At 54.5% G+C, this 22,138-nt stretch carries 21 protein-coding genes and 1 pseudogene; 17 read left to right on the plus strand and 5 right to left on the minus strand.

What is annotated here, in order from left to right; all coding sequences use genetic code 11:
* Positions 1–60: 60 nt before the first annotated feature.
* The 4 genes from rplI to A6764_RS01640 all read left to right on the plus strand — a co-directional run bounded on the left by rplI (position 61) and on the right by A6764_RS01640 (position 3,941).
* On the plus strand, positions 61–504 hold the full coding sequence (rplI, locus tag A6764_RS01625; protein WP_029100546.1) for a 50S ribosomal protein L9: 444 nt from the start codon (positions 61–63) through the stop codon (positions 502–504).
* Positions 505–527: 23 nt separating this feature from the next.
* Positions 528–1,877: a replicative DNA helicase gene (dnaB, locus tag A6764_RS01630; RefSeq protein WP_029100545.1), complete on the plus strand. Its 1,350-nt coding sequence runs from the start codon at positions 528–530 to the stop codon at positions 1,875–1,877.
* Positions 1,878–2,133: 256 nt separating this feature from the next.
* Positions 2,134–3,420 carry an adenylosuccinate synthase gene (locus A6764_RS01635; RefSeq protein ID WP_029100544.1) on the plus strand — a complete coding sequence of 429 codons (1,287 nt, stop codon included), beginning with the start codon at positions 2,134–2,136 and terminating at the stop codon, positions 3,418–3,420.
* A gap of 317 nt (positions 3,421–3,737) precedes the next feature.
* Positions 3,738–3,941 (plus strand): hypothetical protein, encoded by a 204-nt coding sequence (locus A6764_RS01640; protein WP_029100543.1) that lies wholly within the window; start codon positions 3,738–3,740, stop codon positions 3,939–3,941.
* 73 nt (positions 3,942–4,014) lie between these two features.
* Here A6764_RS01640 and A6764_RS01645 read toward each other — a convergent pair whose 3' ends face one another.
* Positions 4,015–4,386 carry a hypothetical protein gene (locus A6764_RS01645; protein ID WP_029100542.1) on the minus strand — a complete coding sequence of 124 codons (372 nt, stop codon included), beginning with the start codon at positions 4,384–4,386 and terminating at the stop codon, positions 4,015–4,017.
* A 267-nt stretch (positions 4,387–4,653) separates the two neighbouring features.
* On the opposite strand from A6764_RS01645, the gene A6764_RS01650 reads away from it, so the two are divergent.
* The 6 genes from A6764_RS01650 to A6764_RS01675 all read left to right on the plus strand — a co-directional run bounded on the left by A6764_RS01650 (position 4,654) and on the right by A6764_RS01675 (position 12,070).
* Complete coding sequence (locus tag A6764_RS01650; protein ID WP_065067545.1) at positions 4,654–6,150, plus strand: peptidoglycan DD-metalloendopeptidase family protein; 1,497 nt, start codon at positions 4,654–4,656, stop codon at positions 6,148–6,150.
* Positions 6,151–6,311: 161 nt separating this feature from the next.
* Positions 6,312–7,019, plus strand: coding sequence for a response regulator YycF (yycF, locus tag A6764_RS01655; protein ID WP_029100540.1), 708 nt, complete (start codon positions 6,312–6,314; stop codon positions 7,017–7,019).
* Positions 7,016–8,845, plus strand: a complete 1,830-nt coding sequence (walK, locus tag A6764_RS01660) for a cell wall metabolism sensor histidine kinase WalK (protein ID WP_029100539.1) — start codon at positions 7,016–7,018, stop codon at positions 8,843–8,845. Before yycF ends, walK begins: the two co-directional genes overlap by 4 nt.
* Complete coding sequence (locus tag A6764_RS01665) at positions 8,842–10,224, plus strand: YycH family regulatory protein (RefSeq protein ID WP_065067544.1); 1,383 nt, start codon at positions 8,842–8,844, stop codon at positions 10,222–10,224. The genes walK and A6764_RS01665 overlap by 4 nt, the downstream gene beginning before the upstream one ends.
* On the plus strand, positions 10,211–10,987 hold the full coding sequence (locus A6764_RS01670) for a two-component system regulatory protein YycI (protein WP_029100537.1): 777 nt from the start codon (positions 10,211–10,213) through the stop codon (positions 10,985–10,987). The genes A6764_RS01665 and A6764_RS01670 overlap by 14 nt, the downstream gene beginning before the upstream one ends.
* Before the next feature lie 294 nt (positions 10,988–11,281).
* On the plus strand, positions 11,282–12,070 hold the full coding sequence (locus A6764_RS01675) for an MBL fold metallo-hydrolase (protein ID WP_065067543.1): 789 nt from the start codon (positions 11,282–11,284) through the stop codon (positions 12,068–12,070).
* Positions 12,071–12,080: 10 nt separating this feature from the next.
* Here the strand turns inward: A6764_RS01675 and A6764_RS01680 are convergent, their stop codons facing one another.
* Positions 12,081–12,320: a hypothetical protein gene (locus A6764_RS01680; protein WP_065067542.1), complete on the minus strand. Its 240-nt coding sequence runs from the start codon at positions 12,318–12,320 to the stop codon at positions 12,081–12,083.
* A gap of 232 nt (positions 12,321–12,552) precedes the next feature.
* Between A6764_RS01680 and A6764_RS01685 the strand changes: the two genes are divergently transcribed.
* From A6764_RS01685 to rlmH, 4 genes are all read left to right on the plus strand, one after another.
* Positions 12,553–13,773 carry a S1C family serine protease gene (locus tag A6764_RS01685; protein ID WP_029100535.1) on the plus strand — a complete coding sequence of 407 codons (1,221 nt, stop codon included), beginning with the start codon at positions 12,553–12,555 and terminating at the stop codon, positions 13,771–13,773.
* 251 nt (positions 13,774–14,024) lie between these two features.
* Positions 14,025–15,470, plus strand: coding sequence for a cardiolipin synthase (gene cls / locus A6764_RS01690; RefSeq protein WP_065067541.1), 1,446 nt, complete (start codon positions 14,025–14,027; stop codon positions 15,468–15,470).
* A gap of 280 nt (positions 15,471–15,750) precedes the next feature.
* Positions 15,751–15,912: a CxxH/CxxC protein gene (locus A6764_RS01695; RefSeq protein ID WP_255309724.1), complete on the plus strand. Its 162-nt coding sequence runs from the start codon at positions 15,751–15,753 to the stop codon at positions 15,910–15,912.
* A 3-nt stretch (positions 15,913–15,915) separates the two neighbouring features.
* On the plus strand, positions 15,916–16,395 hold the full coding sequence (rlmH, locus tag A6764_RS01700; RefSeq protein ID WP_065067540.1) for a 23S rRNA (pseudouridine(1915)-N(3))-methyltransferase RlmH: 480 nt from the start codon (positions 15,916–15,918) through the stop codon (positions 16,393–16,395).
* A gap of 618 nt (positions 16,396–17,013) precedes the next feature.
* Here the strand turns inward: rlmH and A6764_RS01705 are convergent.
* Positions 17,014–17,754: pseudogene (locus tag A6764_RS01705) on the minus strand (recombinase family protein); the annotation flags it as partial.
* A 107-nt stretch (positions 17,755–17,861) separates the two neighbouring features.
* On the opposite strand from A6764_RS01705, the gene A6764_RS01710 reads away from it, so the two are divergent.
* Complete coding sequence (locus A6764_RS01710; RefSeq protein ID WP_065068428.1) at positions 17,862–19,088, plus strand: IS256 family transposase; 1,227 nt, start codon at positions 17,862–17,864, stop codon at positions 19,086–19,088.
* Position 19,089: 1 nt separating this feature from the next.
* On the opposite strand, the gene A6764_RS01715 is transcribed toward A6764_RS01710, so the two are convergent.
* On the minus strand, positions 19,090–19,455 hold the full coding sequence (locus tag A6764_RS01715) for a recombinase family protein (RefSeq protein WP_264622369.1): 366 nt from the start codon (positions 19,453–19,455) through the stop codon (positions 19,090–19,092).
* 179 nt (positions 19,456–19,634) lie between these two features.
* Entirely contained in the window at positions 19,635–20,216 is a 582-nt protein-coding gene (locus A6764_RS01720; RefSeq protein ID WP_176703317.1) for a helix-turn-helix domain-containing protein, read from the minus strand.
* A 329-nt stretch (positions 20,217–20,545) separates the two neighbouring features.
* Between A6764_RS01720 and A6764_RS01725 the strand changes: the two genes are divergently transcribed.
* Positions 20,546–21,469 (plus strand): hypothetical protein, encoded by a 924-nt coding sequence (locus A6764_RS01725; protein WP_065067538.1) that lies wholly within the window; start codon positions 20,546–20,548, stop codon positions 21,467–21,469.
* Positions 21,470–21,835 (plus strand): hypothetical protein, encoded by a 366-nt coding sequence (locus A6764_RS01730; RefSeq protein WP_065067537.1) that lies wholly within the window; start codon positions 21,470–21,472, stop codon positions 21,833–21,835.
* Positions 21,836–22,138: the final 303 nt, after the last annotated feature.

Below are 22,138 nucleotides of genomic sequence, written 5' to 3' on the forward strand. Positions count from 1 at the left end.
GGAGGAAGCTGTTTTGCGCTCTGCCCTCGACCAGTTTTCGATGAAAAGGGGGAAACGACGATGAAAGTCATTTTTCTGCAAGATGTGAAAGGACAAGGCAAAAAAGGCGAAGTGAAAGACCTGTCCGAAGGCTATGTGCGCAACTTCCTGCTGCCGCGCGGACTGGTCAAGGAAGCCACGGAAGCCAACCTGAAGACGCTGGAGGCGCAGAAGCGCAGCGAGGCGAAACGCAAGGAGCAGGAGAAGCAGGAAGCCCAGGAACTGGCACAAAAGCTGAACGAACTGACCGTGAAGGTAGCGGGAAAAGCGGGAGAAGGCGGCCGCCTGTTCGGCGCCATTTCGAGCAAACAGGTGGCGCAGGCCTTGGAAGAGCAGTTCAACATAAAGGTAGACAAGCGCAAACTGGAAATGGATGCGATTCGTTCGCTGGGCGTGACCCAGATCAAGGTCAAGCTGCACAACGAAGTGACGGCAACGCTCAAAGTGCACGTGGTGGAAGAATAAGCTAGGCAAGCGAGGGGTGTGACGTGAGCGACCTGTTTTTGGACCGTGTGCCGCCGCAAAACAACGAAGCCGAGCAGTCTGTTCTGGGGGCCGTGTTCTTATCCAAGGAAGCTCTCATCACGGCCATCGAGATTCTTCGACCGGAAGATTTCTACAAGACGGCGCATCAGCGGATTTTTAAAACGATGCAGGACCTCTACGAAAGAGGGGAACCGGTCGACCTCGTCACGGTGACGGCGGAACTGCAGGACCACAAGCTGCTGGACGAAGTGGGCGGCGTCACCTATCTGACGGAAATCGCCAGATCCGTGCCGACGGCGGCCAACATCGAGTACTACGCCCGCATCGTCGAGGAAAAGTCGCTGCTGCGCCGGCTGATTCGCACGGCGACGAAAATTGCCAATGACGGTTATTCGCGCGAAGACGACGTCACGCAGATTCTCGCGGACGCCGAGAGATACATCCTGGAAATTGCCCAGAACCGCAACAGCGGGGGCTTTACGCCGATTCGCGACGTGCTGTTGGAAACCTACGAGCGGATCGAGTTTCTCAGCCAGAGACGGGGCGACGTGACCGGCATTCCGTCCGGTTACCCGGACCTGGACAAAATGACCTCCGGCTTTCAGCGCAGCGACCTGATCATCCTGGCCGCCCGTCCGTCCGTGGGGAAAACCGCGTTTGCGCTGAACGTGGCGCAAAACGTGGCGGCCCGGGCGGGAGAGACCGTGGCGATCTTTTCGCTGGAGATGGCGGCGTCGCAGCTCGTACAGCGGATGATCTGCGCGGAAGGCAACCTGGATGCGTCCCGGATGCGGACGGGTTGGCTGGAAGAGGACGATTGGCAGAAGCTGACGATGGCGATCGGGACGCTGGCCAAAGCCCCCATCTACATCGACGATACGCCGGGGATTACGGTGCAGGACATACGGGCCAAATGCCGGCGGCTGCAGGCGGAAAAGGGATTGGGGCTGATCCTGATCGACTATCTGCAGCTCATTCAGGGACGCGGGCGCGGAGAAAACCGGCAGCAGGAGGTTTCGGAAATCTCCCGTACGCTGAAAGGGATCGCCCGCGAGCTGAACGTGCCGATCATCGCGCTCTCCCAGTTGAGCCGCTCCGTGGAGCAGCGCCAGGACAAGCGGCCGATGATGTCGGACATTCGCGAATCCGGCTCCATCGAGCAGGACGCGGATATCGTGGCGTTCCTGTACCGGGACGACTACTACGACAAGGAAACCGAGAACAAAAACGTGATCGAAGTCATTATCGCCAAGCAGCGGAACGGCCCGACCGGAACCGTGGAGCTGGCGTTTTTAAAGGAATACAACAAGTTTGTCAGCCTGGACAACCGCTTCCGCGACATGGCGGGTTGAGCATCGGACCGCGGGCAGCGAAGGCGGCACAGGCAGGCGCAAGGCCGGACGACCGTCCGGCTTTTTTGCTGCATCCGGACGCCGGCGGCAAATGGGGGATCAGCGGCGGTTTTTCTGAATAAGATAAAAATACCGAACGTAGAATCTACCCAAACTCCTAACGTTCGTATTTTCGTTGACAGGTATGAAATGGTTTAGTACACTTAGAGTGTTTCAGGCCCAATAAGGATATGATGAGAGCAGGAGGTGTTTTTCGATGTCAACGGTCGTTGTCGTCGGAACCCAATGGGGCGATGAAGGAAAAGGGAAGATTACGGACTATCTGGCGGAAAGCGCAGAGGTAGTGGCCCGTTACCAGGGGGGTAACAATGCGGGGCACACGATTATTTTTGACGGAAACAAGTATAAGCTGCATCTGATTCCTTCCGGGATTTTCTATAAAGACAAAATCTGCGTCATCGGCAACGGGATGGTGATCGATCCGAAGGCGCTGGTGGCGGAGCTGGAATACCTGCACGGCTTCGGTTTCTCCACGAAAAACCTGAAAATCAGCGACCGCGCGCACGTCATCATGCCGTACCACATCAAGCTGGACAGCGTGGAAGAAGACAGCCGCGGCCAGAACAAGATCGGCACCACGCGCAAGGGGATCGGCCCGGCGTACATGGACAAAGCGGCGCGGATCGGCATCCGCATCGCCGATCTCCTGGACAAGGACGAATTCGCGCGCAAGCTGGAACGCAATTTGGCCGAGAAGAACCGCCTGCTGGAGAAAATGTACAACACCAGCGGCTTTGACCTGAAAGAAGTGCTGGAAGAATACCTGGGGTATGCGGAGATCATCCGCCCGTACGTCACCGACACGTCGGTGGTGCTGAACGACGCGATTGACCGCGGCAACCGCGTTCTGTTTGAAGGAGCGCAGGGGGTACTCCTGGACATCGATCAAGGCACCTATCCGTACGTCACCTCCTCCAACCCGATTGCCGGCGGGGTCACGATCGGTTCCGGCGTCGGTCCGACCAAGATCAACCAGGTGATCGGCGTCGCCAAAGCCTACACCACCCGCGTCGGTGACGGCCCGTTCCTGACCGAACTGACCGACGCCACCGGCGACCACATTCGCGAAGTGGGGTACGAGTACGGCACGACGACCGGACGTCCGCGCCGCGTCGGCTGGTTTGACAGCGTGGTGGTCCGCCATGCCCGCCGCGTCAGCGGGATCACCGGCCTGGCCGTGACCAAGCTGGATACGCTCACCGGCATCGACACCCTGCGCATCTGCACGGCGTACGAGTACAACGGGCAAATCATCGAGTCGTTCCCGGCCAATCTGAACATGCTGGCCAAATGCAAACCGGTTTACGAAGAGCTGCCGGGGTGGAAGGAAGACATCACCGGCGTGCGCAGTCTCAACGACCTGCCGGAGAACGCCCGCCACTACGTGGAGCGCATCACCCAGCTCACCGGCATTCCGCTCTCCATTTTCTCCGTGGGTCCGGACCGCGAACAGACCGTGGTTGTCCGCGGCATCTACGGATAATCCTTGCGTATCGGGCGGGTTTTCCGCAAAAAAGCTGCCGTTTCGGGCAGCTTTTTTTATATGTCCTGCGATGTTCCTACGACCGGTTTCGTAGTGCGAAGGAGGGAGTTTCCCGCCCGTTTGGCCAAACGTCCTGGTCCGTCCGTCCCATCCCGAGCGGAAAGAAGGCCCGTACATTTTCCTGCCCCTGTCGGCTGCGTTTATGCCTGCGGAGGATAAGCATGGAGCAAATTTTTTTCCGCCGGACAGACACAAAACGACTTTGTCTGGGCATATGGTAAGGCATACCAAGGAAAGAAAATGAGGTGGTCGCGATGATGGGATTCGATCAAAAGGCAATGAAACTCCTGGGCAAGAACGTTCAGGTGAAAATGTTCAACGGCTGCGTCATCAAAGGAACCATGACTCATTTTGACAACGGGTATCTCTGCTTCATCACCACATACAAGCAGCGGGATGCGGGGAAAACGACGATTCGCCGTCTGGCGCTGAAAGACATCACGTCGATGGTCGAGGTGTGACGTCCCGATGCACATGCCAAATACAGCCACCTGCCCCGATGAGAGGGAAGGTGGCTTCATTTGCGATTTGCGGCTAGACCATGCCGCCGCAGGCGCGGATGATGTCGGTCGCTTCGTCGCCTCGTTCTTCCGGCACGACTGCGGTGAGCAGGATGCTGGCTTCCAGATTGTCGTCGCCGCGGTCGGCCATTCCGCTCGCATCCGGATTGGCCGCCGCCAGAATGCTGGCGTCGCGGCCGCTGGGGAAATCGCCCGCTGTGGTCATCTTCGCCAGACTGGGGATTTCTCCGGTAATCGGGTTGAGGATGTTCTCCACGCCATCGCCGGGAAACTGACCGATCCGGTCGATCTGAACGATGTCGAAACCGGCCTGGCGAAGTTTGTCGCCCGCCTGGACAGCTGCTTCCTCGGTCTTGAATCCGGCCAAAATGTTGCGTTCCTTCACGTGTGCCGCTCCTCTCAACATTTCTGCATGAGCACTGCCGCTCTGGTGTCCATATGATGCCTTTTTGTCGGAGCGTTTATTCGACAATATTTTACACTTGATGTTGTCGTTATTTTTGTGGTAAAGTCGACATAGTTGGTTTCTTTAGGCAATTTGACAGGCAACTGGAAACAAGAGAATAGGCTTTTTGACCTGGACGGTATTTTTCAAATATTCAGCAAGTACCGGCAATTGGAAAAGCTGTACTGTTTTCAGGAGGGACAAGGTATGCAATGGGCCGAATGGAAGGCCAGGCTGCAAAAGCGGATGAGCAGCTTCATCCAGAACGGCAGCCAACTGGCGAAGCGCGCGGCGGCACGCACGAACGCGTATCTCCGCACCCATAAAAAGCAAACCCTATCCATAGCGGCAGGATTGCTACTGACAACGACAATTGGAGTATCAGCCTACAGTTACTATACGAGCAACGTCATCCCGATCTATCACGTGTTTGTAAACGGACAGGAAATCGGCGTGGTGAACAGTCCGGACGTGGTGAACAACTGGATCAAGGCAAAGCTGGCGGAGGAAAAGGACAAGCACGGCCTGAACCTGACGCTTTCCAACTACATAACGTTTACGGAAGAGAAGGTTTACAAGGGCACATACGACAATGCCGCCGCGATTGAAAAGCTGTCGGATCTTGCCGGCATCAAGGTGGAAGCCGTCAAGCTGGTCGTCGACGGCAAAGTGATCGGCTACGCCGCCGATCGCCGTTCGGCCGAAGAAGCGCTGGCCAAGGTGAAGGAAAAGTTCTCCGGCATCCCCGCCGTGAGAGGAAAACAAGCGATGGTGGCGGCCGCGTCCATGCCGCCGGCGATGCCTGAAAAGGTCAAGGAAGTGACGTTCAAGGAAGACGTGAAGCTGGAAAGCGACTCGGTCGCGGCGGCGCAGGTGCTGCCGGTGGACAAGCTGGAAGAACTGCTGTCCAGAGGCACGTTGAAAACCGTCACCCATACCGTGGTGCAGGGCGATTGCATCGGCTGCATCGCGCAGAAGTACGGCATCACCTCCAAGGACATTTACGCCAACAACCCGGGGATTACGGAAGACACCGTGCTCCAGTTGGGGCAAAAGATCAACGTGACGGCCATCCGGCCCCTGGTCACGGTCCAGGTGAAGGAGGAGGTCTCGCAAAAAGAGGCGATTCCGTACACCACGCAGATCAAAAACAACGACAAGCTGCCCAAAGGGGAAACCAGAGTCGTCCAGGAAGGACGCGACGGCAGCAAGCTGGTCAGCTACCAGGTGGTCAAGGAGAATGGACAGGTGGTTGACCGCAGGGTGCTCAACCAGCAGGTGCTGGTCCAGCCTGTGGCCAAAATTGTGGAACGGGGCACCAAGGTGATTCCGTCCCGTGGGACAGGCCGTTTCGCCTGGCCGGCCAGAGGCTATATCAGCAGCGGCTTTGGCATGCGCTGGGGCAAACTGCACAAAGGCATCGACATCGCCGGTTCCGGTACGGTCCGGGCGGCCGACAACGGCCGTGTCGTGTTCGCCGGATGGGATGGCGATTACGGGAAATCCATTTTGATCGACCACGGAAACGGGATGAAGACCCGCTACGGCCACTTGCGTTCCATCAATGTAAAGGTCGGCCAAGTGGTGGAACAGGGCGCACCGATCGGCGTCATGGGCTCTACCGGAGATTCCACCGGGGTTCACCTCCATTTCGAGGTGATAAAAAATGGACGAGTCCAGAACCCGCTTCGTTTCCTGAATTAGCACATTCATCGAAAAAAAGGGCGTTCCTCCGAAAACGGAGGAGCCCTTTTCTTGTTGCGCGAGAGGCGTCCGTGCAGGGGGATGACAAGTATTACAAGGCGGGCTTGTGGAGGAAAAAACCGGGGTCGAGTGGAATCCAATAGACAGAAGGGGGGAGCGGAATGGCAAAACTCCTGGTTGTGGACGATGAAAAGCCAATTGCCGATATTTTGAAGTTTACATTTGAAAAAGAAGGCTATCAGGTGGTCTGCGCCTATGACGGCGAAGAAGCGCTGCTTCAGGTGCAGAACGAAAAGCCGGACCTGATCCTTTTGGATGTGATGCTCCCCGGCCGGGACGGGATGGACGTCTGCAGGGTGGTGCGGCAGACTTGCGACGTGCCGATTATCATGCTCACGGCCAAAGATTCGGAGCTGGACAAGGTGTTGGGATTGGAGCTGGGGGCGGACGATTACGTGACCAAGCCGTTCAGCGCGCGGGAACTGGTCGCCCGCGTCAAGGCCCATCTGCGCCGGCAGAAACCGAAAAACGAGGAGCAGGACATCCGCCAGATCCGCGTGCACGAGCTGGAGATCGACCTGAATTCGTACACGGTGGAGAAGGCGGGAGAGCCGCTGGACCTGACGCATCGCGAGTTTGAACTGCTCGCATACCTGGCTCGCCATCAGGGACAGGTCTTGACGAGGGAGCACCTGCTGCAGTCGGTATGGGGATTCGACTACTTTGGCGATGTGCGCACCGTCGACGTGACGATTCGCCGGCTGCGCGAAAAAATTGAGGACGATCCCAGCCAGCCGAAGTACATCATTACGCGCCGCGGTCTGGGGTACACCATGCGCAATCCGGGTCTGGGAGGAACGGCCGGATGAGACCGCTCCGGCTGTTTACCACGGTCCAGTGGAAAGTGGTCGTCATCTACATGCTCTTGATCTTGATGGCCATGCAGTTTATCGGTGCCTATTTTGCGCGGGAAGTGGAAAGCTACTACCTCAACAACTTCTCGGAGACGCTGAACGCCCAGGCCAGCCTGCTGGCCACCCATCTGGAGGGGTACCTGCGCCCGCGCGACGCCAAGGAACAGAGTGCCGATGAGGTCAGGCAGGGCATCGACAACCTGATCAACAACCTGGTGAAGCTGAACGGGGCCAACGTCCAGGTCATCGACTCCAACGGCACGGTGATCAGCACGACGGAAGACAAGCGCATCATCGGCCAGCGCACGTCCCAGCCGGAAGTGACGATCGCCCTCCTGGGAACGCGCAGCGAGTCGATGCGGATCGACCCGCGGACCGGAGACCGGGTAAAGGTGCTGGTGCTGCCGGTCAAGGGAGACAACATCGTCTACGGGGCCGTGTACATGGTCGCTTCCATGGAAGGCACGTACATGACGATTCGCAAGATGAACGGGATTCTCGCCTCGGGGACGATGATCGCGCTGCTCTTGACGGCCGGACTGGGCGTGGTGCTGGCGCGGACGATAACCACGCCGGTCAAGGAGATGACCCGTCAGGCGCGAGCCGTCGCGGACGGAGATTTTAACAGAAACGTACGTGTGTACAGTGAAGATGAAATCGGCCAGCTGGGCATGGCCTTTAACCACATGACCCGGCGGCTGCAGGAGGCCATTCTGCAGCAGGAAGAAGAGCGCGAAAAGCTGGCCGGCATTCTCAGCAACATGTCCGACGGTGTGATCGCGGCCAACAGGGATGGCCAGATCATCCTGCTAAACCGATCGGCGGAAGAGATGCTGCAGGTGACGATGAACGAGTGCGTGCAAAAAGGGTCTACCCTGCACGACCTTCTGCGGCTGCCGCCGGAGGAGGAGATGCCGCTGTACGCCCAGGAAGAGCCGCTGTTTATCGAGATGATGCTGCCCAACCGGGATGTGCTGATTCTGCGCGTGACGTTTACCCCGCTGCAGCATGACAGCGGCAAAAAGGGCGGCATCATCGCCGTGCTGCAGGACGTGACCGAGCAGCAGCGGCTGGAGCAGCAGCGCCGGGAGTTTGTGGCCAACGTGTCGCACGAGCTGCGCACGCCGCTGACCACGATCAAAAGCTACGTGGAAGCGCTGCTGGACGGAGCGGTCGAGGAGCCGGAGCTGTCCAACCGCTTCTTGCGGGTCACGATGTCGGAGACGGAGCGGATGATCCGGCTCGTCAACGATTTGCTTCAGCTTTCCCGCTTTGATTCGCAGGGCGTCCGCCTGCACTGCAAGGACGTGAATGCCAACCAACTGCTGCGCTACGCGGCGGACCGCTTTTCCCTGTTCGGCGAGCAGCAGGGGGTGCAGCTCAGCCTGGACATCCAGGAAACGCTGCCCGACGTCCACATCGACAAGGACGCGATCAATCAGGTGCTGGACAACCTGCTGTCCAATGCGATCAAGTATACACCCGCGGGCGGCTCGGTGGTGCTGCGGGCGCACGCCAACCGGCATCAAAAACGGGTGTACATCTCGATCGCCGACACCGGCATCGGCATTCCCAGCCGGGATTTGAAGCGGATTTTCGAGCGATTTTACCGCGTCGACAAGGCGCGTTCGCGCGGACAGGGCGGAACCGGCCTCGGCCTCGCCATCGCCCGCGAACTGGTGCAGGCGCATGGAGCCGAGATTGAGATTGCCAGCGAGTTGAACCAAGGAACCACGGTGACGTTCTGGGTGCCGTTTGCCAAAGGGGGGAAGGCGGGATGAAGCAGTGGAAGGAACCCGCCAAAACCGTGCTGCTCAACCTCCTGGTGCTGACCAGCTTTTGTCTGACCGCGCTGTTGTGGAGCAATCAGCCCAAGTTTCAATTCATCGAGCCGGCCCAGTACAAGGAGTCAAAGCCGGTGCAGGAAAAACAATTGGAAGAGCTGGTGACGCCGGAGTCGGTCATTTTCCACTACGGGCAGAACCGGCACACGAAGGCGAACGCGACGGACGGGCAGTATCGCGTCATCGTTCAGGTGGAAATGCCCAAGTGGATCTTCCTCGACTTCGCTCCGTATCCGCTCACCACGGACAAATGGGAGGCAATTGCCCGGGAAAAGCAGGGGGTGGAGATTCGCTTTCGCAGCAGCGTCCCCATGTCTGTCGTGGGCCGTTTGGTGACGATCCGCGATGAGAACGAAGCCAGGCTGAAAAGCATCGACCGTTTGTGGCTGTATTACGAGGAAGAGGAAGACGTCGTGTACGCCCTGTTCATTTCCACGGAAGAAGAGCGGGTGATGCGGGCGCGCACGTCGATCAGTCCCAAGGATTTGCGCCAGTCTTACCTGCCGACCGGCAACGCCATGCCGGAACAGATCCTGAAAGTGGTCGGGCCGCCGCGGAGCATGCCCACGGTGGAGCAGCGATATGCTCTCGGAGACATGTACTATCTGCCCAAAAACCAGACGAGGATGCAGGCGTTTCGCTACAGCTACCATACGCTGACCAACGACCAGTTGATTGACGCCTACTTCCTCGACCGGACGCTGGTCCGACAAATCATGGAGCGGGACAAAACGCTGATTTTTACCGACGGCAGCCGCTCGATCCTGCTGCGCTCCGAACAGCAGGCGATCACCTTTACCGACCCTGCCTTTCAACCGGGCGGGCAGGAACTGACGGACGAGGAAAAGGTCAAAGGGGCGGTCTCGTTTATCAACAAACACGTGGGGTGGACAGGCGACTTTCACTTCGAGACAATCAAAAGGAGCTACAACGAAAAAGACGTGATCACGTTCCGGCAGTACGTCGGCGCCTATCCGCTGGTCAGCCAGGACGGTTATCCGATCGACGTGATCCGTATCACCTCGGAGGCGGGGCAGGTGGTGACGATGGATCGTTCGCTGTTGGATCTGGACCGCTACATCGACAACCACGAGTGGATCGTGATGTCTGGACCGGAGCTGTACCAGTATATCCGCGACAAACAGTTGGCGGATACCGAACAGATTACCAACGCGTACCTGGCGTACGAGACCCGAACGACCCCCGAGTACGTCGAACTGACGCCAGTCTGGGTCGTGGAGATCGCCAATCGGGCCAATCTGTACATTCCCGCCCTGGTGCAGCGGGGAGGAGGACAGGCACATGGATTGGAGTAGAGCCAAGACCATTTTGATCTGGGCCTTTCTCTTCCTCGATCTGTTTCTCGGCTACCAGGTGTACGTGACCCGGTTCAGCCATTGGCAGAGCCCGGAGGCGGTGCAGGCGGACAGGTGGGACATCGAGATGTATCTGAATCAGCAAAACATCTCGCTGGAAGCGGAGGTGCCGCAGGAGACGCCGGCGATGACCTACCTCAACGCGGAGTACGCCGGCATCAATGCGATCACCCTGCAGGAGATACCCGGGATTCGGGTGACGATGGAAAAAATGGCGCTGGCCGCCCGGCTGGACCCGCCGCTTCCGATCCGCGGACAGTTCACCCCGGGCGATCTGCTGCGCCAGCTCGGCCCGCGCATGCTGCACGCCGACCAATACACGGCCGATCTGTATCAATCCAGCCAGGGACGGCTGCTGTACTGGCAGACCTACAAGAAGCTGCCGCTCTTTGTGGCCCCGCTGGAAATCTACCTGGAGGACGGCGCGGTCCTCGGATACCGGCAAACCTACCTGCACCTTCGCAGCCAGGGGGCGTCCCGGCAGGTCATTTCGCCGTACACGGCCATTCGCTCGCTGGTGGACAAGCGGATCATTCAGCCGGGCGAGCGGATCGAGAGTGTCCGTCTCGGATACTACGGCTCGTACGATGCGGACGTCCAGGTGCTGGCCCCGGTGTGGCGCGTCATCCACGACGGCAAGCAGCATTTTGTCAACGCGTTCACCGGCGCGCTGGAACGGCCGCTGGTGACATCCAAACCGTGAGGGCCGTCCAAACTGACCGTGAGGCCCGCCCGGAACGCGGGTCGGCGACCGCACGAGGAGGACAGTCCAAACTGTGAGGCCCGCCCGGAATGCGAGTCGGCGTCCGCACGAGGAAGACAGTCGAAATTGTGAGGCTCGCCCGGAACGCGAGTCGGCGACCTCATGAGGAAGACAGTCCAACCGGCGGCGGCGACCGGGCGATAAGGACTTCCAGACGGTGTCGTGACCATCGCCGACGTGTTTCAGACCGGACAGTTTTTTGCAACGTGACGTGTGAAGGAAGAGGGATATGCGGTGAGATTTAGTGTTCTGGCAAGCGGCAGCACGGGCAACGCCATCTACGTGGCGACCGACCGTGTTTCCGTGTTGATCGATGTGGGCATTACCGGAAAACAGGCGGAGGCGGCCCTGCGGGAGATCGGGGTCAATCCGGGGGAGCTGGACGCCATTCTGGTTACCCACGAGCATGTGGACCATATCAAAGGAATCGGCGTGATGGCCCGCCGCTACAATCTGCCCATTTATGCCAACCAAAAGACGTGGGCCGAGCTGGACAAACAGATCGGCACCATCAGGGAAGAACAGAAGCGCTTCTTTGAGGTGGGCGAAAAGAAGGAACTGGAGGATTTGGGGATCGAGTCGTTCGGCATTTCCCACGACGCCGCCGAGCCGATGGGGTTTTGCTTTTACCACGGCAGGAAAAAACTGAGCGTCGCCACCGACTTGGGCTATGTCAGCGACCGGATCAAGCAAACGATTCGCGACGCGGACGCCTACATTTTTGAAGCGAACCACGATGTGGAGATGCTGCGCATGTCGCAGTACCCGTGGAGCATCAAGCAGCGGATTCTGAGCGACGTGGGCCATCTCTCCAACGAAGCGGCCGGCGAGGCGCTGGGCGATTTTTTGAGCGGCCGTGCGGAGCGCGTCTACCTCGCCCACCTGAGCAAGGAAAACAACATGATCGATCTGGCGCGTCTCACGGTGAAAAGCCTCTTGGAAGAGCGGGGACTGAAAGTGGGCGACGACGTCCATCTGCGGGAGACCTACCCCGACCGGCCGACCCGATTGGAAGTGCTGTAGATACGCATGGTCAGGAACGCGGCTTGAGCGGTGTGACAGGAGGTTCATAGGGAGCAGGGGAGAGCCCGGCAATCTGTTGGATGCGGTGGTGCAGCTCGGCGTCCAGCTCGTGCATGCTGCCGATCAGCTCGTCCTTCGTCAGCAAACCCCTGGCCTCCAGCAGTTCCACCAGCGCGTGCAGCAGCAGCGCGTTCTGGTATCCCACTTCCTGCAGGTCGGCCAGCTTGGCGATGACCTTTACGTCTTTCATGCCTATCAATCCTTTCTCGCATCTCTGCGAATCCTTCGCGGAAAGCCTTACCTCCAGCATATCCGCGCCGCTTGCGGTTTATGCCGGTTTGCTGGTGCTCTTCCACAACCTTTCCATATTTCTCACGCGATTTTGCCGAAAACACGTCGTATACTGAAAGTGTCGCAATCGTATGTATACGTAGGCAAAAAAGCCGCTAAGCTAGGTAAGTAGAGAAAGGAGAGCGAGAACCATGGGTTTTTACGATGATATGGCGCATGTGGAGCAGAAAAAGCGCAAGCAGCCGGGTGTCGGACGCTTGATCATGACGTCGATCACCTCGGCCGTGATCGGCGGGATGGTCGTCCTCTTGATGCTGCCGACCCTCTCCAAATCGGGATACATCTCCATGGTGGAACCGGGCACGGCCAATGCCATGACCAATCCGGCCGCCAAACTGTTTGCCCAGCCGATCTCCGTCGAAGTCAATACCGCGACGGTGGAAGCCGTGGAAAAAGTGGAAGACGCGGTCGTCGGCGTGATCAACATCCGCCGGGTAGTCAACTGGTTCAACCAGGAGTCGGTGACGCGCGGTGAAGGGTCCGGGGTTATCTTTGAAAAGAAAAACGGCAAAGCGCACATCATCACCAACAACCACGTGATTGACGGTGCCGAAAAAGTGGAGGTCGTCCTGCCGTCCGGGGACAAGGTGGACGCCAAAGTGATGGGGTACGATCCGTTTACCGACCTGGCCGTGCTGGAGATCGACGGCTCCAAGGTGACGAAGGTGGCGGAGTTGGGCGACTCGAGCACGCTGAAAGTGGGCGAACCGGCGATCGCCATCGGCAACCCGCTTGGCATGGAGTTCTCCCGCACCGTTACGCAGGGCATTATCAGTTCGCTGCAGCGCTCCATGCCGATTGACGTGGATCAAGACGGGCAGGATGACTGGGAGCTGGACGTCCTGCAGACGGACGCGGCGATCAACCCGGGGAACAGCGGCGGCGCGCTGGTCAACATCTACGGACAGGTAATCGGGATCAATACGCTGAAGATTTCCAAGGAAGGCGTTGAGGGGCTGGGCTTTGCCATCCCGATCAACGACGTGAAGGCGATTGTCGGCCAACTGATGCAGTACGGCCAGTTGAAACGACCGTATCTGGGCATTATTCCTTACGATTTGACCAACGTTCCCCGTTATCACTGGAAAGAGACGCTGAATCTGCCGGACAGCGTGAAAGCGGGCGTCGTCATTCGCGACGAGGTGCCGAAATTCTCCCCGGCCGGCCAAGCGGGTCTGCGTATGTACGACGTCATCGTCAAGCTGGACGGCAAGGAAATCAACAACGCCGCTCAACTGCGCAAATACCTGACCCTGAACAAGAAGCCGGGTGACAAGATCGAAATCACCTACTACCGGGATGGCTTCCAGAAGACAACTACCGCCACTCTGACCAATCCGCCGCAGCGGTGACGCGGTCCCAACCGGGCTGCCAACGCGGCTGTCTCTTTGAACCAACTGCGCTTCCTCCTCTAAACGGGTGTCGAACTGAATCGGCACCCCTTTTTTGCGTGTTCGCCGCCCGAGGCCTGCCTCCTCGTGACCATGTGCATGCAGTGCCGCACATCGTGTACAATGAAAGAAACATGAATCGAGAAGGAGACACCTGTGCCCGGTCCCTGCGCCGCAGACGGGACCGCCGCGCCAACAGGGACGGATGGGATATGGAACTGTTTCAACAAATCGTTTCCCTCTTGACGATTGCCAACCTGCTGCTGGCGGCCATTCTCATTTTTATGGAGAGGCGCAACATTGCCGCCACCTGGGCGTGGCTGATGGTGCTGCTGTTTTTGCCCGGCGTGGGATTCGTGTTTTATCTGCTGTTCGGACAGAAATTGACGAGGCGGAAGCTGTACAGGCTGCGCGAAGGCGAGTTTTCCCGGTTTCAGGAGGCGGTGGAGCAGCAGATGCGGCAGCTTGAAAACGGAACGCTGTGCTTTCGCGATCCGGCCATGCGCGATCATCGGGACATGATCCTGATGAATGTGGCCAGCGACGCCGCGCTGCTTACCCAGGACAACACGGTCGAGGTGTATACCGAAGGCTGCAGCCTATTTGACGCGCTGTTTCAGAGTATCGACGAAGCGCGTGACCATATCCATATCACGACCTACATCCTTCGCGATGACGACCTGGGCGGACGGCTCATCCGGGCCCTGGCCGACAAGGCGCGGCAGGGGGTGGAGGTCCGATTGCTGTACGACGCGATCGGCTCGTCCCACCTGTCCACCCGCTTCTTCCGCCCGCTGGTGAAGGCGGGCGGACAGGTGGCCGCGTTCTTTCCGTCGCGGATTCCCTACGTGAACATCTGGGTCAACTTCCGCAACCACCGGAAGATCGCCGTCATCGACGGCAGGACCGGCTTCATCGGCGGATTCAACGTCGGCAACGAGTATCTGGGACTGCACAAACGGCTCGGCTACTGGCGGGACACCCATCTGAAGCTGACCGGCAGCGCCGTTCCCATGCTGCAGGCCCGCTTTTTCCTCGATTGGAACCTGTCCGCCACCCGGCGAATGGAGGAGCTGCTGCGGTACTTCCCCGAGCCGGTCGCGGCCGGCAGCGTGGGCGTCCAGATCGTGTCCAGCGGCCCCAATTCGGAGAAGCAGCAGATCAAGCACGGCTATCTGAAAATGATCTACAAGGCAAAAAAGCGCATCTTTGTGCAGACGCCCTACCTGATCCCGGACGACAGCCTGCTGACGGCCCTGAAGATGGCGGCCATGTCCGGCGTCGACGTCCGGGTCATGATCCCCGGCCGCGCCGACCACAAACTGGTCTACTGGGCGTCGCAATCGTACATCGGCGAGCTGTTGAAAAGCGGCGTCCGCTGCTTCCGGTACGACAAGGGCTTCCTGCACGCCAAGACGATGGTCGTCGACGGCGAAATCGCCTCGGTTGGCAGCGCCAACCTGGACATCCGCAGCTTCAAGATCAATTTTGAGACGAATGCCTTTCTGTTCGATACGGATCTGGCCACCCATCTGGAGCAGATCTTTCGGCAGGACTTGGCCGACTGTACGGAAGTGACCATGGAGGCGTACGAGCAGCGGCCGATCGTCGTGCGGCTGAAAGAGTCGCTAACGCGGCTGCTGTCGCCGATTCTGTAGGGAAGGCGGGCGTATTTCCGGACGACACCCACCGCCTGGCGATCCGGTCGGCCCGCCTCCTTCCCGGGAAATGGCGGGGCGCTTTCTCGGAACGGGGGCAGCGTCATTTGACCTTTCCTGGAACTTGGGTAGAATAAGGACGGGTAACGAGAAAGAAAAAGGAGCAGAACACATGGAGCAGAAGACCAGAAACACGAACGAGCAGCCAACCGCACAAACAATCCGCATCGCTGGAAAAGAGGTGGAGCTGCACCCGGAACACCCGGTGCGGTTTGCCTGCATGGAGCACGTCGACCAGGAGATCGATGAGTACGTGGATCAATTTGAGGCGGCGCCGGACACGTATCGGGCCGAGGACGTGGAAGACGAGACGCTGGACAAGCGCTGCCGGGTGTGCGGCGCCGAGGGCAAGATTGCGCTCCTGCGCGGGAAAGGAATGTAGGACGTGCAGATCGCGATTGTCGCCGTGGGCAAACTGAAAGAAAAATATCTGCGTGAAGGGATCGACGAATACAGCAAGCGCCTCTCCGCCTACTGCAAGCTGCAGGTGGTGGAGGTGGCCGACGAAAAAGCGCCGGAAGAGCTGAGCCCGAGCGAGATGGAGCAGGTGAAGCGCCGGGAGGGCGAGCGCATCCTCGCCCAGCTCAAACCCGACCAGTACGTGATCGCGCTCGCCATCGACGGCCAGATGTGGTCCTCGGAGAAGCTCTCCGCCGAGCTGGACAGGCTGGCCCTGCACGGACGCAGCCAGATCGCATTCGTGATCGGCGGCTCCCTCGGACTGTCGCCCGAGGTGCTGAAGCGGGCCGATGCGCAGCTGTCGTTTTCCAAGATGACGTTTCCGCATCAGTTGGTGCGGTTGATCCTGCTGGAGCAGGTGTATCGGGCGTTTCGGATTAGCAGGGGGGAACCGTATCATCGTTAAAGGTAAAATGGGGAGGGAATTGAATAATTCCCCCGCATTAAAGTTGTAGCTCGACTTACGTTTTTTCCAAGGTTGGAGCTGTTCTTCAATATCAGGATAGAGTTGTTTCAGCAACTCACAGGTGTTTTCCATTGCATCAATCGTGAAGTCAAAGTGAAGATTGATTTTCTCGATTCGGCGACCAATCCCACGAGGCGCTTCTTTGCTGACGGTAATATCTTTGATTACGAGGCGAAGGAGCGCTTTTTGCTGTTCTGGTTCCACTTGGGATAAAACCTTTTGAAAATCGGACAGTAGAATCCGAAGAGCATCATAATCAATTGGTTTGGTGTCGGCTTCAGAAAGCTCGGTTTGAAGTTGTCGAAGACGAGATTCCAGTTGCGTTTTCTCCTCTTCAAGCTCATTCAGCTTCTTGCTAATGATGCTCTTTGGCATGGATTCATCAAGCAGCGCTTCGAGCAGCTTGTTCGTATTTTTTTCTATTTGCTTCAGCTTGGATTCAGCTAATCTCTTCTCTTCGTAGAATGGCTTTTCTGCACTGGCTCTTTGTGCATTTACTTGGTTAATAATCATTTTTAATGCAAAGGGGTCAGTTACTAGCAATGACAAGCGGGACAATACTTCTTGCTCTGCAATGTCGGCTCGGATAGAGTTGGCCTTGCAGACGGTTTTTCCTTTGTTGTGGTGTTGTCCGCAAACATAATACCGATACCTAGTACCTTCTGAACCTTGAGAATAGCCTGGAACCATTCCATAACCACACATTGGACATTTGAGAAGACCACTAAGGATAAATGGCTTTTCTGAGCGTGATGGTTTGTAGGAGCGTTTTTTGCGTAAGTTTTGGACACGTTCCCATTGCTCTTCAGAAATAATGGCTTCATGTTCTCCATCAACTACTATGTATTCTTTGTTTTGGCCTTTGCGCCGTTTTTCTGACCAGTTCTCCTTCTGGTTGAAGCGGACTTTCCCGATATAAATCGGATTGCTTAAGATGTCTTTGACACCATTCACAGAAAAAGCGTTCCCTTTTTTGGTTTTATAACCTTTACTGTTAAGATGTCCAACAATTGCCTTATAACCGAGGCCTTGTTCAGCAAGATTGAAGATTTCACGAACGATTGCAGCTTCTTCCTCATTCACGACCAGAGTTTTATTTACGGAGTCATAACCCAAGCATATTCCGCCGTTAAATTTCCCCTGTTTCGCACGCTCGGTCATTCCCATCTTTACCCGGCCCACAATGGTATTACGCTCCATCTCCGCAATGGAACCAACCATTTGAAAGACCATTTTTCCCATTGGTGTCGTTGTATCTATATTTTCATTAATACTCACAAGCTGGACAGTTGAGTCCATATAATTGTGTAAAAACGGAGTCTCTTTAAAATAAGAGAGCCATTTCAAAAAACCCTCGGTTAGAATGAAGTTGTCCAGACAACATTCCAGGAGAGGGGATTTTGAAAATGGCTCATTACCAGATTACTGTAGATTCGCAGCTTTTGCAGCAACTATTTCTCGGAAATTCGCAGGATTCGGGGGTGGCCAAGCTGCTGGAATCGGTATTGAATCAGGTATTGCAGGCCCAGGCTACGGAACAGCTTTCTGCGGAACCGTACGAACGTACAGATGAACGTCAAGGTTATCGAAACGGTACATATCCTCATCAATTGACCACGCGTGTGGGAACGGTCACCCTTCGGGTGCCACGAATTCGAAACGGAAAGTTCTCGACAGAAATGTTTGCCCGCTATCAGCGAAGTGAACAAGCCTTGGTTTTAGCTCTCATGGAAATGGTGGTGAATGGGGTATCAACTCGAAAAGTTGCCCAAATCACGGAGGAACTGTGTGGAACCGAATTCTCTAAGTCTACTGTTTCCGACCTGTGTAAACGCCTGGATCCGATTGTAACGGCTTGGAACAACCGAAATCTACGAGAGAGCTTCTATCCATTTCTCATTGTAGATGCCCTCGTTTTAAAGGTGCGTGAAGAGGGGCGTGTACGCTCTCGTGGCGTGATGTTGGCCTACGGGGTGAATAAGGAAGGCTACCGAGAAGTCCTTGGACTGATGCTTGGAGATAGTGAATCAGAGGCCAGTTGGAGTGAGTTTTTTAGCTGGCTGAAAGATCGAGGCTTGCGAGGCGTAGAACTGATTGTGTCCGATCAACATGGTGGGCTCGTACGAGCCATTCGTACTCATTTTCAAGGGGTGACGTGGCAACGGTGTCAGACTCATTTTATGCGAAATATTCTTGACGCCACCCCCAAGCAGCTGCAGGAGGAGTTGTATCCCCGTGTTCGTGCGATTTTGGATGCCCCTGATCTTGAAACGGCACGGTTGTTGTTGCAACAAACGGTGGAAATATACGAGGCCAAAGCTACAAAGGCGATTTCGGTTTTGGAGAATGGTTTTGATGATGCCACAGCCATTCTTCTGCTGCCCGAAAAGTACCGTAAACGACTTCGGACAACAAATGGCATGGAGCGACTCAACGAAGAAATTCGACGACGAGAACGTGTCATTCGCATTTTTCCTAACCGTGAATCGGTTATTCGCCTAATCGGAGCTTTGCTTATGGAGATAGACGAAAAATGGGCAAGTGGCAAAAAGTATCTCGATATGGCAGAGTATTTGGAATGGCGAGAAACTCAGGCAACAAAAGCGGTGTCTAAAGTGACTCGCATTGGCTAATTTATTTCTCTACCGAGGGGAATTTACACACAAATACGGACTTGATCAGCTGGACACCGTTTCGCTCAAACTCATCATTGATTTCAAGAGCATCTTTAAGCTTTCGCGCTAAACGGTCAATTCTGTACACCAGAACGACATTGAATTTGCCCTGTCTGCTGTCTCTAAGGAGACGTTGCATGTTAGGTCGCCCCTCAATGCTTTTACCGCTATAACCTTCATCTACATACTGTTCTACAATCTCCATATTGTGAATTTCAGCATAACGATGTAAGTCAGCAAGCTGTGCTTGTATGCTAAACCCTTCGTTTGCTTGCTCTTCTGTACTTACACGAACGTAAAGTGCTGCTCTAAGCTCTGTTTTCAAGTAAACTTCTCCTCTCTGTTTAGTGTTAGTTGACCTAATTTATTGACTAAACTAGCAAGTTCGTTAACAAACTGTTCCTTATGTTTTTCACTTTGCTTACTTTTCGATGGAAGATTAACTTTCCCGTGGTAGGGTACTTTTGAGAAATAAAAATGGTCCATTTTATCAATCCTTTACCCCTAGTTATTAACTGCATTCTGCTGAAGCCGGTTCAATTCCTCAATAAACTTGTTTGTTTCCCTGTTGACTGTAATTTTGCCGAGCAGAAGTACTGCCTGATTTAAAGGTTCAAGCAAATTAATAAGCAGTTGTATTACAGAAGCATCTGCATTCGTTTCTATAAGCTGTTTTATCAAAGCGAGCTTAGCATCTGCTGTGGATTTATCGGCCTGTTGGTAAAGCTTAGTGGCAATTTCTAGGGACGCATCAAAGACAGTATTTTCGTCTAATGACAGCGGTTGAAGAGGAAGGTTTGTTTTTACCCATTCCTCATAAGGAATCCTGACATTGTTTTCATGGCATACCTTAATAAATTCCAGGAGTATGTGTCTTAGGTGACTTTGGTAAGTTTCAACAATAATTAAATTAGGATTCATATCCATTGCTTTAGCCAATTTCATGGTTGTATCAAATGATGGTGCACATTTCCCGTTTTCAATCTCCGAAATGTGAGTGTGAGAAACACCTGTTTTTTCTGCGAGTTGCCGAAGGGTAAGATTAAGTTCATTTCTACGGTTTCGTAACTCCTGACTCAATTTCAATATAATCACCTCAACATCATTATAACATGTTCGAAATTAACTTTACAAATTAATATCATGTTTGGTATGTTTAAATAGAAGAAAGTTCGAAATGCATGTTACAATCAACTAGTATCCTAGACCGATGTAGAGAAATGTAGTCTGAAGGCTAAACAAGTGTTAAATAGGAAGTGAGGAATTTGATTGTGCCCATTCCCCATAACTATAAGCACTAAACATTAAAATTAACAGAGGATGGAAAATAGTAATCCACTTCCCCGTACTTGTTGCACCTTAGGGGGAGATTACCGATGAAGGTAAATCAATGCTCCCAGAAGGAGTAATTTCATGTGAAAGTATCATCCTATTGGAACAAGAAGGTGCAACAACATCCTCAAGGCTGCATTAAGTACAGGACACTATTTGAACAAAAGACCGAGTTAAGAGAAAGTCCAATTGACGGTATTATGCTGTTCTTTGAAGGGCCCGTAACGCCTGAGTTTTTCGCTCTGCTAAATGAGTTTGGAATCCACCATAAATACTGTGACAAAAAGTCAATGTATGACCATGTTTTTTCACTGGGCCCGGTACGCGTCTTCCAAGGACCAAGATTTTCAAAAATACCACAAGTTATGATAAAGATTAACCCATCAAATGCGGGTCTTACCCTAGAACAAATAAGTCATTGGTTACGATTAATTTGCGGAGATGAACAAAATGCAATGGTTTATAGGGTGGATTACAAAGTAGACTTGCTAGGCTGCGACACAAGTGAATGCATTAACAGCTTCTGGTGTTCTGGCTTTAGAAAATTTGATGATTCAAGGTATACAGGTGAGACGCTATACATGGGGAGTAGACGAGGAAAGCGGCAAAGAGTAGTGTACAACAAAACGAAGGAATCAAAATTGCCCTTTGTTTTAACCAGGATTGAAGTTCGTGAACGGTTCAAAAAAGGTCAACGATTAACATTTAATGACTTCTGTTCGACCATGATTACATACAATCCCTTCGAGGGCGCGTATCTGGTAAATGTGAATAGTCCCGATTTCCAATTTTGTCTTAAGAAGTTCGGAAAGTCCCTCATTGAAAATAGTGTTATTAAGACACTTAAAAGCTTGAGTCCTTACCAAAGAAGGGCGCTTGTAAAAGTAATCGAAAGTGATTATCGAAACAATAACATTGCGCTGGTATATCAAGACCAACTTAATAAGTGGTTAAACCATGAAAACCAAATGAGAAGCATATCATCACGGAAGAGAGGCTATGCATAAATGAGTGTAATAGCCAAAATTACAGAGTTAAATCCTAAATATAATGTTCTGGCAACAGCACAAGTGAAAATAGACGGCTTTGGAACCATAAAGGGAATTCAATTGCTTCGTAACCTTAACACAGGTGAGTACAGGATTATCTTTCCTATCCCAGAGGGTAGGAAAACCCCTTGTATTGAAATCAGTGATGTCAATTTAAGAGAGAAAATCCTTGATGCTGTTGTAGCAAAATATGAAGCAAGGAATCGAAAACGGGATTTTTTGGACACGGAGGCTAACCGTAAAGATTTAGAACAAGAGAGAACCGCTACCAAGAAGAGACGTGAATACAAGAAGGAATTGTTGAGATTCTACAGAGGTTCATAGATTTCTTCGGACGACAACGATGTAGTAATCAAGGAAAAAGTAAGCCTGTCAAGGTACGTTCTTTGCCTTGACAGGCGATTCATATCTCCGACACTTTTGTTTTCCCAGCAAGTCATTGCTGGGCTGGCTCACGCCGAGTGACGGGGTGCAGGGGTGGTAATCCCTGCGTTTCCCCCTTTGGGGGACGGAAGGGGGCTGCGTGTTCACTTATTGTCATGTATCCATACGGTATATGTTACAAAACTCTTATTTCAATGGTATATATAAGAGATTCAATAAGTGGTACAAACCAGTTTGTATATT

Source organism: Brevibacillus sp. WF146 (assembly GCF_001673705.2).
GTDB classification, from domain to species: Bacteria; Bacillota; Bacilli; order Brevibacillales; family Brevibacillaceae; genus Brevibacillus; species Brevibacillus thermoruber.

Bases quoted from the DNA above. Each gene is read 5' to 3' on its own strand.
- yycF (WP_029100540.1), top strand. From the start codon at position 6,312: ATGGCAAAACTCCTGGTTGTGGACGATGAAAAGCCAATTGCCGATATT.
- A6764_RS01695 (WP_255309724.1), top strand. From the start codon at position 15,751: ATGGAGCACGTCGACCAGGAGATCGATGAGTACGTGGATCAATTTGAG.
- cls (WP_065067541.1), top strand. From the start codon at position 14,025: ATGGAACTGTTTCAACAAATCGTTTCCCTCTTGACGATTGCCAACCTG.
- rplI (WP_029100546.1), top strand. From the start codon at position 61: ATGAAAGTCATTTTTCTGCAAGATGTGAAAGGACAAGGCAAAAAAGGC.
- A6764_RS01635 (WP_029100544.1), top strand. From the start codon at position 2,134: ATGTCAACGGTCGTTGTCGTCGGAACCCAATGGGGCGATGAAGGAAAA.
- A6764_RS01685 (WP_029100535.1), top strand. From the start codon at position 12,553: ATGGGTTTTTACGATGATATGGCGCATGTGGAGCAGAAAAAGCGCAAG.
- A6764_RS01680 (WP_065067542.1), bottom strand. From the start codon at position 12,320: ATGAAAGACGTAAAGGTCATCGCCAAGCTGGCCGACCTGCAGGAAGTG.
- A6764_RS01650 (WP_065067545.1), top strand. From the start codon at position 4,654: ATGCAATGGGCCGAATGGAAGGCCAGGCTGCAAAAGCGGATGAGCAGC.
- A6764_RS01710 (WP_065068428.1), top strand. From the start codon at position 17,862: ATGGCTCATTACCAGATTACTGTAGATTCGCAGCTTTTGCAGCAACTA.
- A6764_RS01730 (WP_065067537.1), top strand. From the start codon at position 21,470: ATGAGTGTAATAGCCAAAATTACAGAGTTAAATCCTAAATATAATGTT.
- A6764_RS01665 (WP_065067544.1), top strand. From the start codon at position 8,842: ATGAAGCAGTGGAAGGAACCCGCCAAAACCGTGCTGCTCAACCTCCTG.
- walK (WP_029100539.1), top strand. From the start codon at position 7,016: ATGAGACCGCTCCGGCTGTTTACCACGGTCCAGTGGAAAGTGGTCGTC.
- A6764_RS01670 (WP_029100537.1), top strand. From the start codon at position 10,211: ATGGATTGGAGTAGAGCCAAGACCATTTTGATCTGGGCCTTTCTCTTC.
- A6764_RS01640 (WP_029100543.1), top strand. From the start codon at position 3,738: ATGGGATTCGATCAAAAGGCAATGAAACTCCTGGGCAAGAACGTTCAG.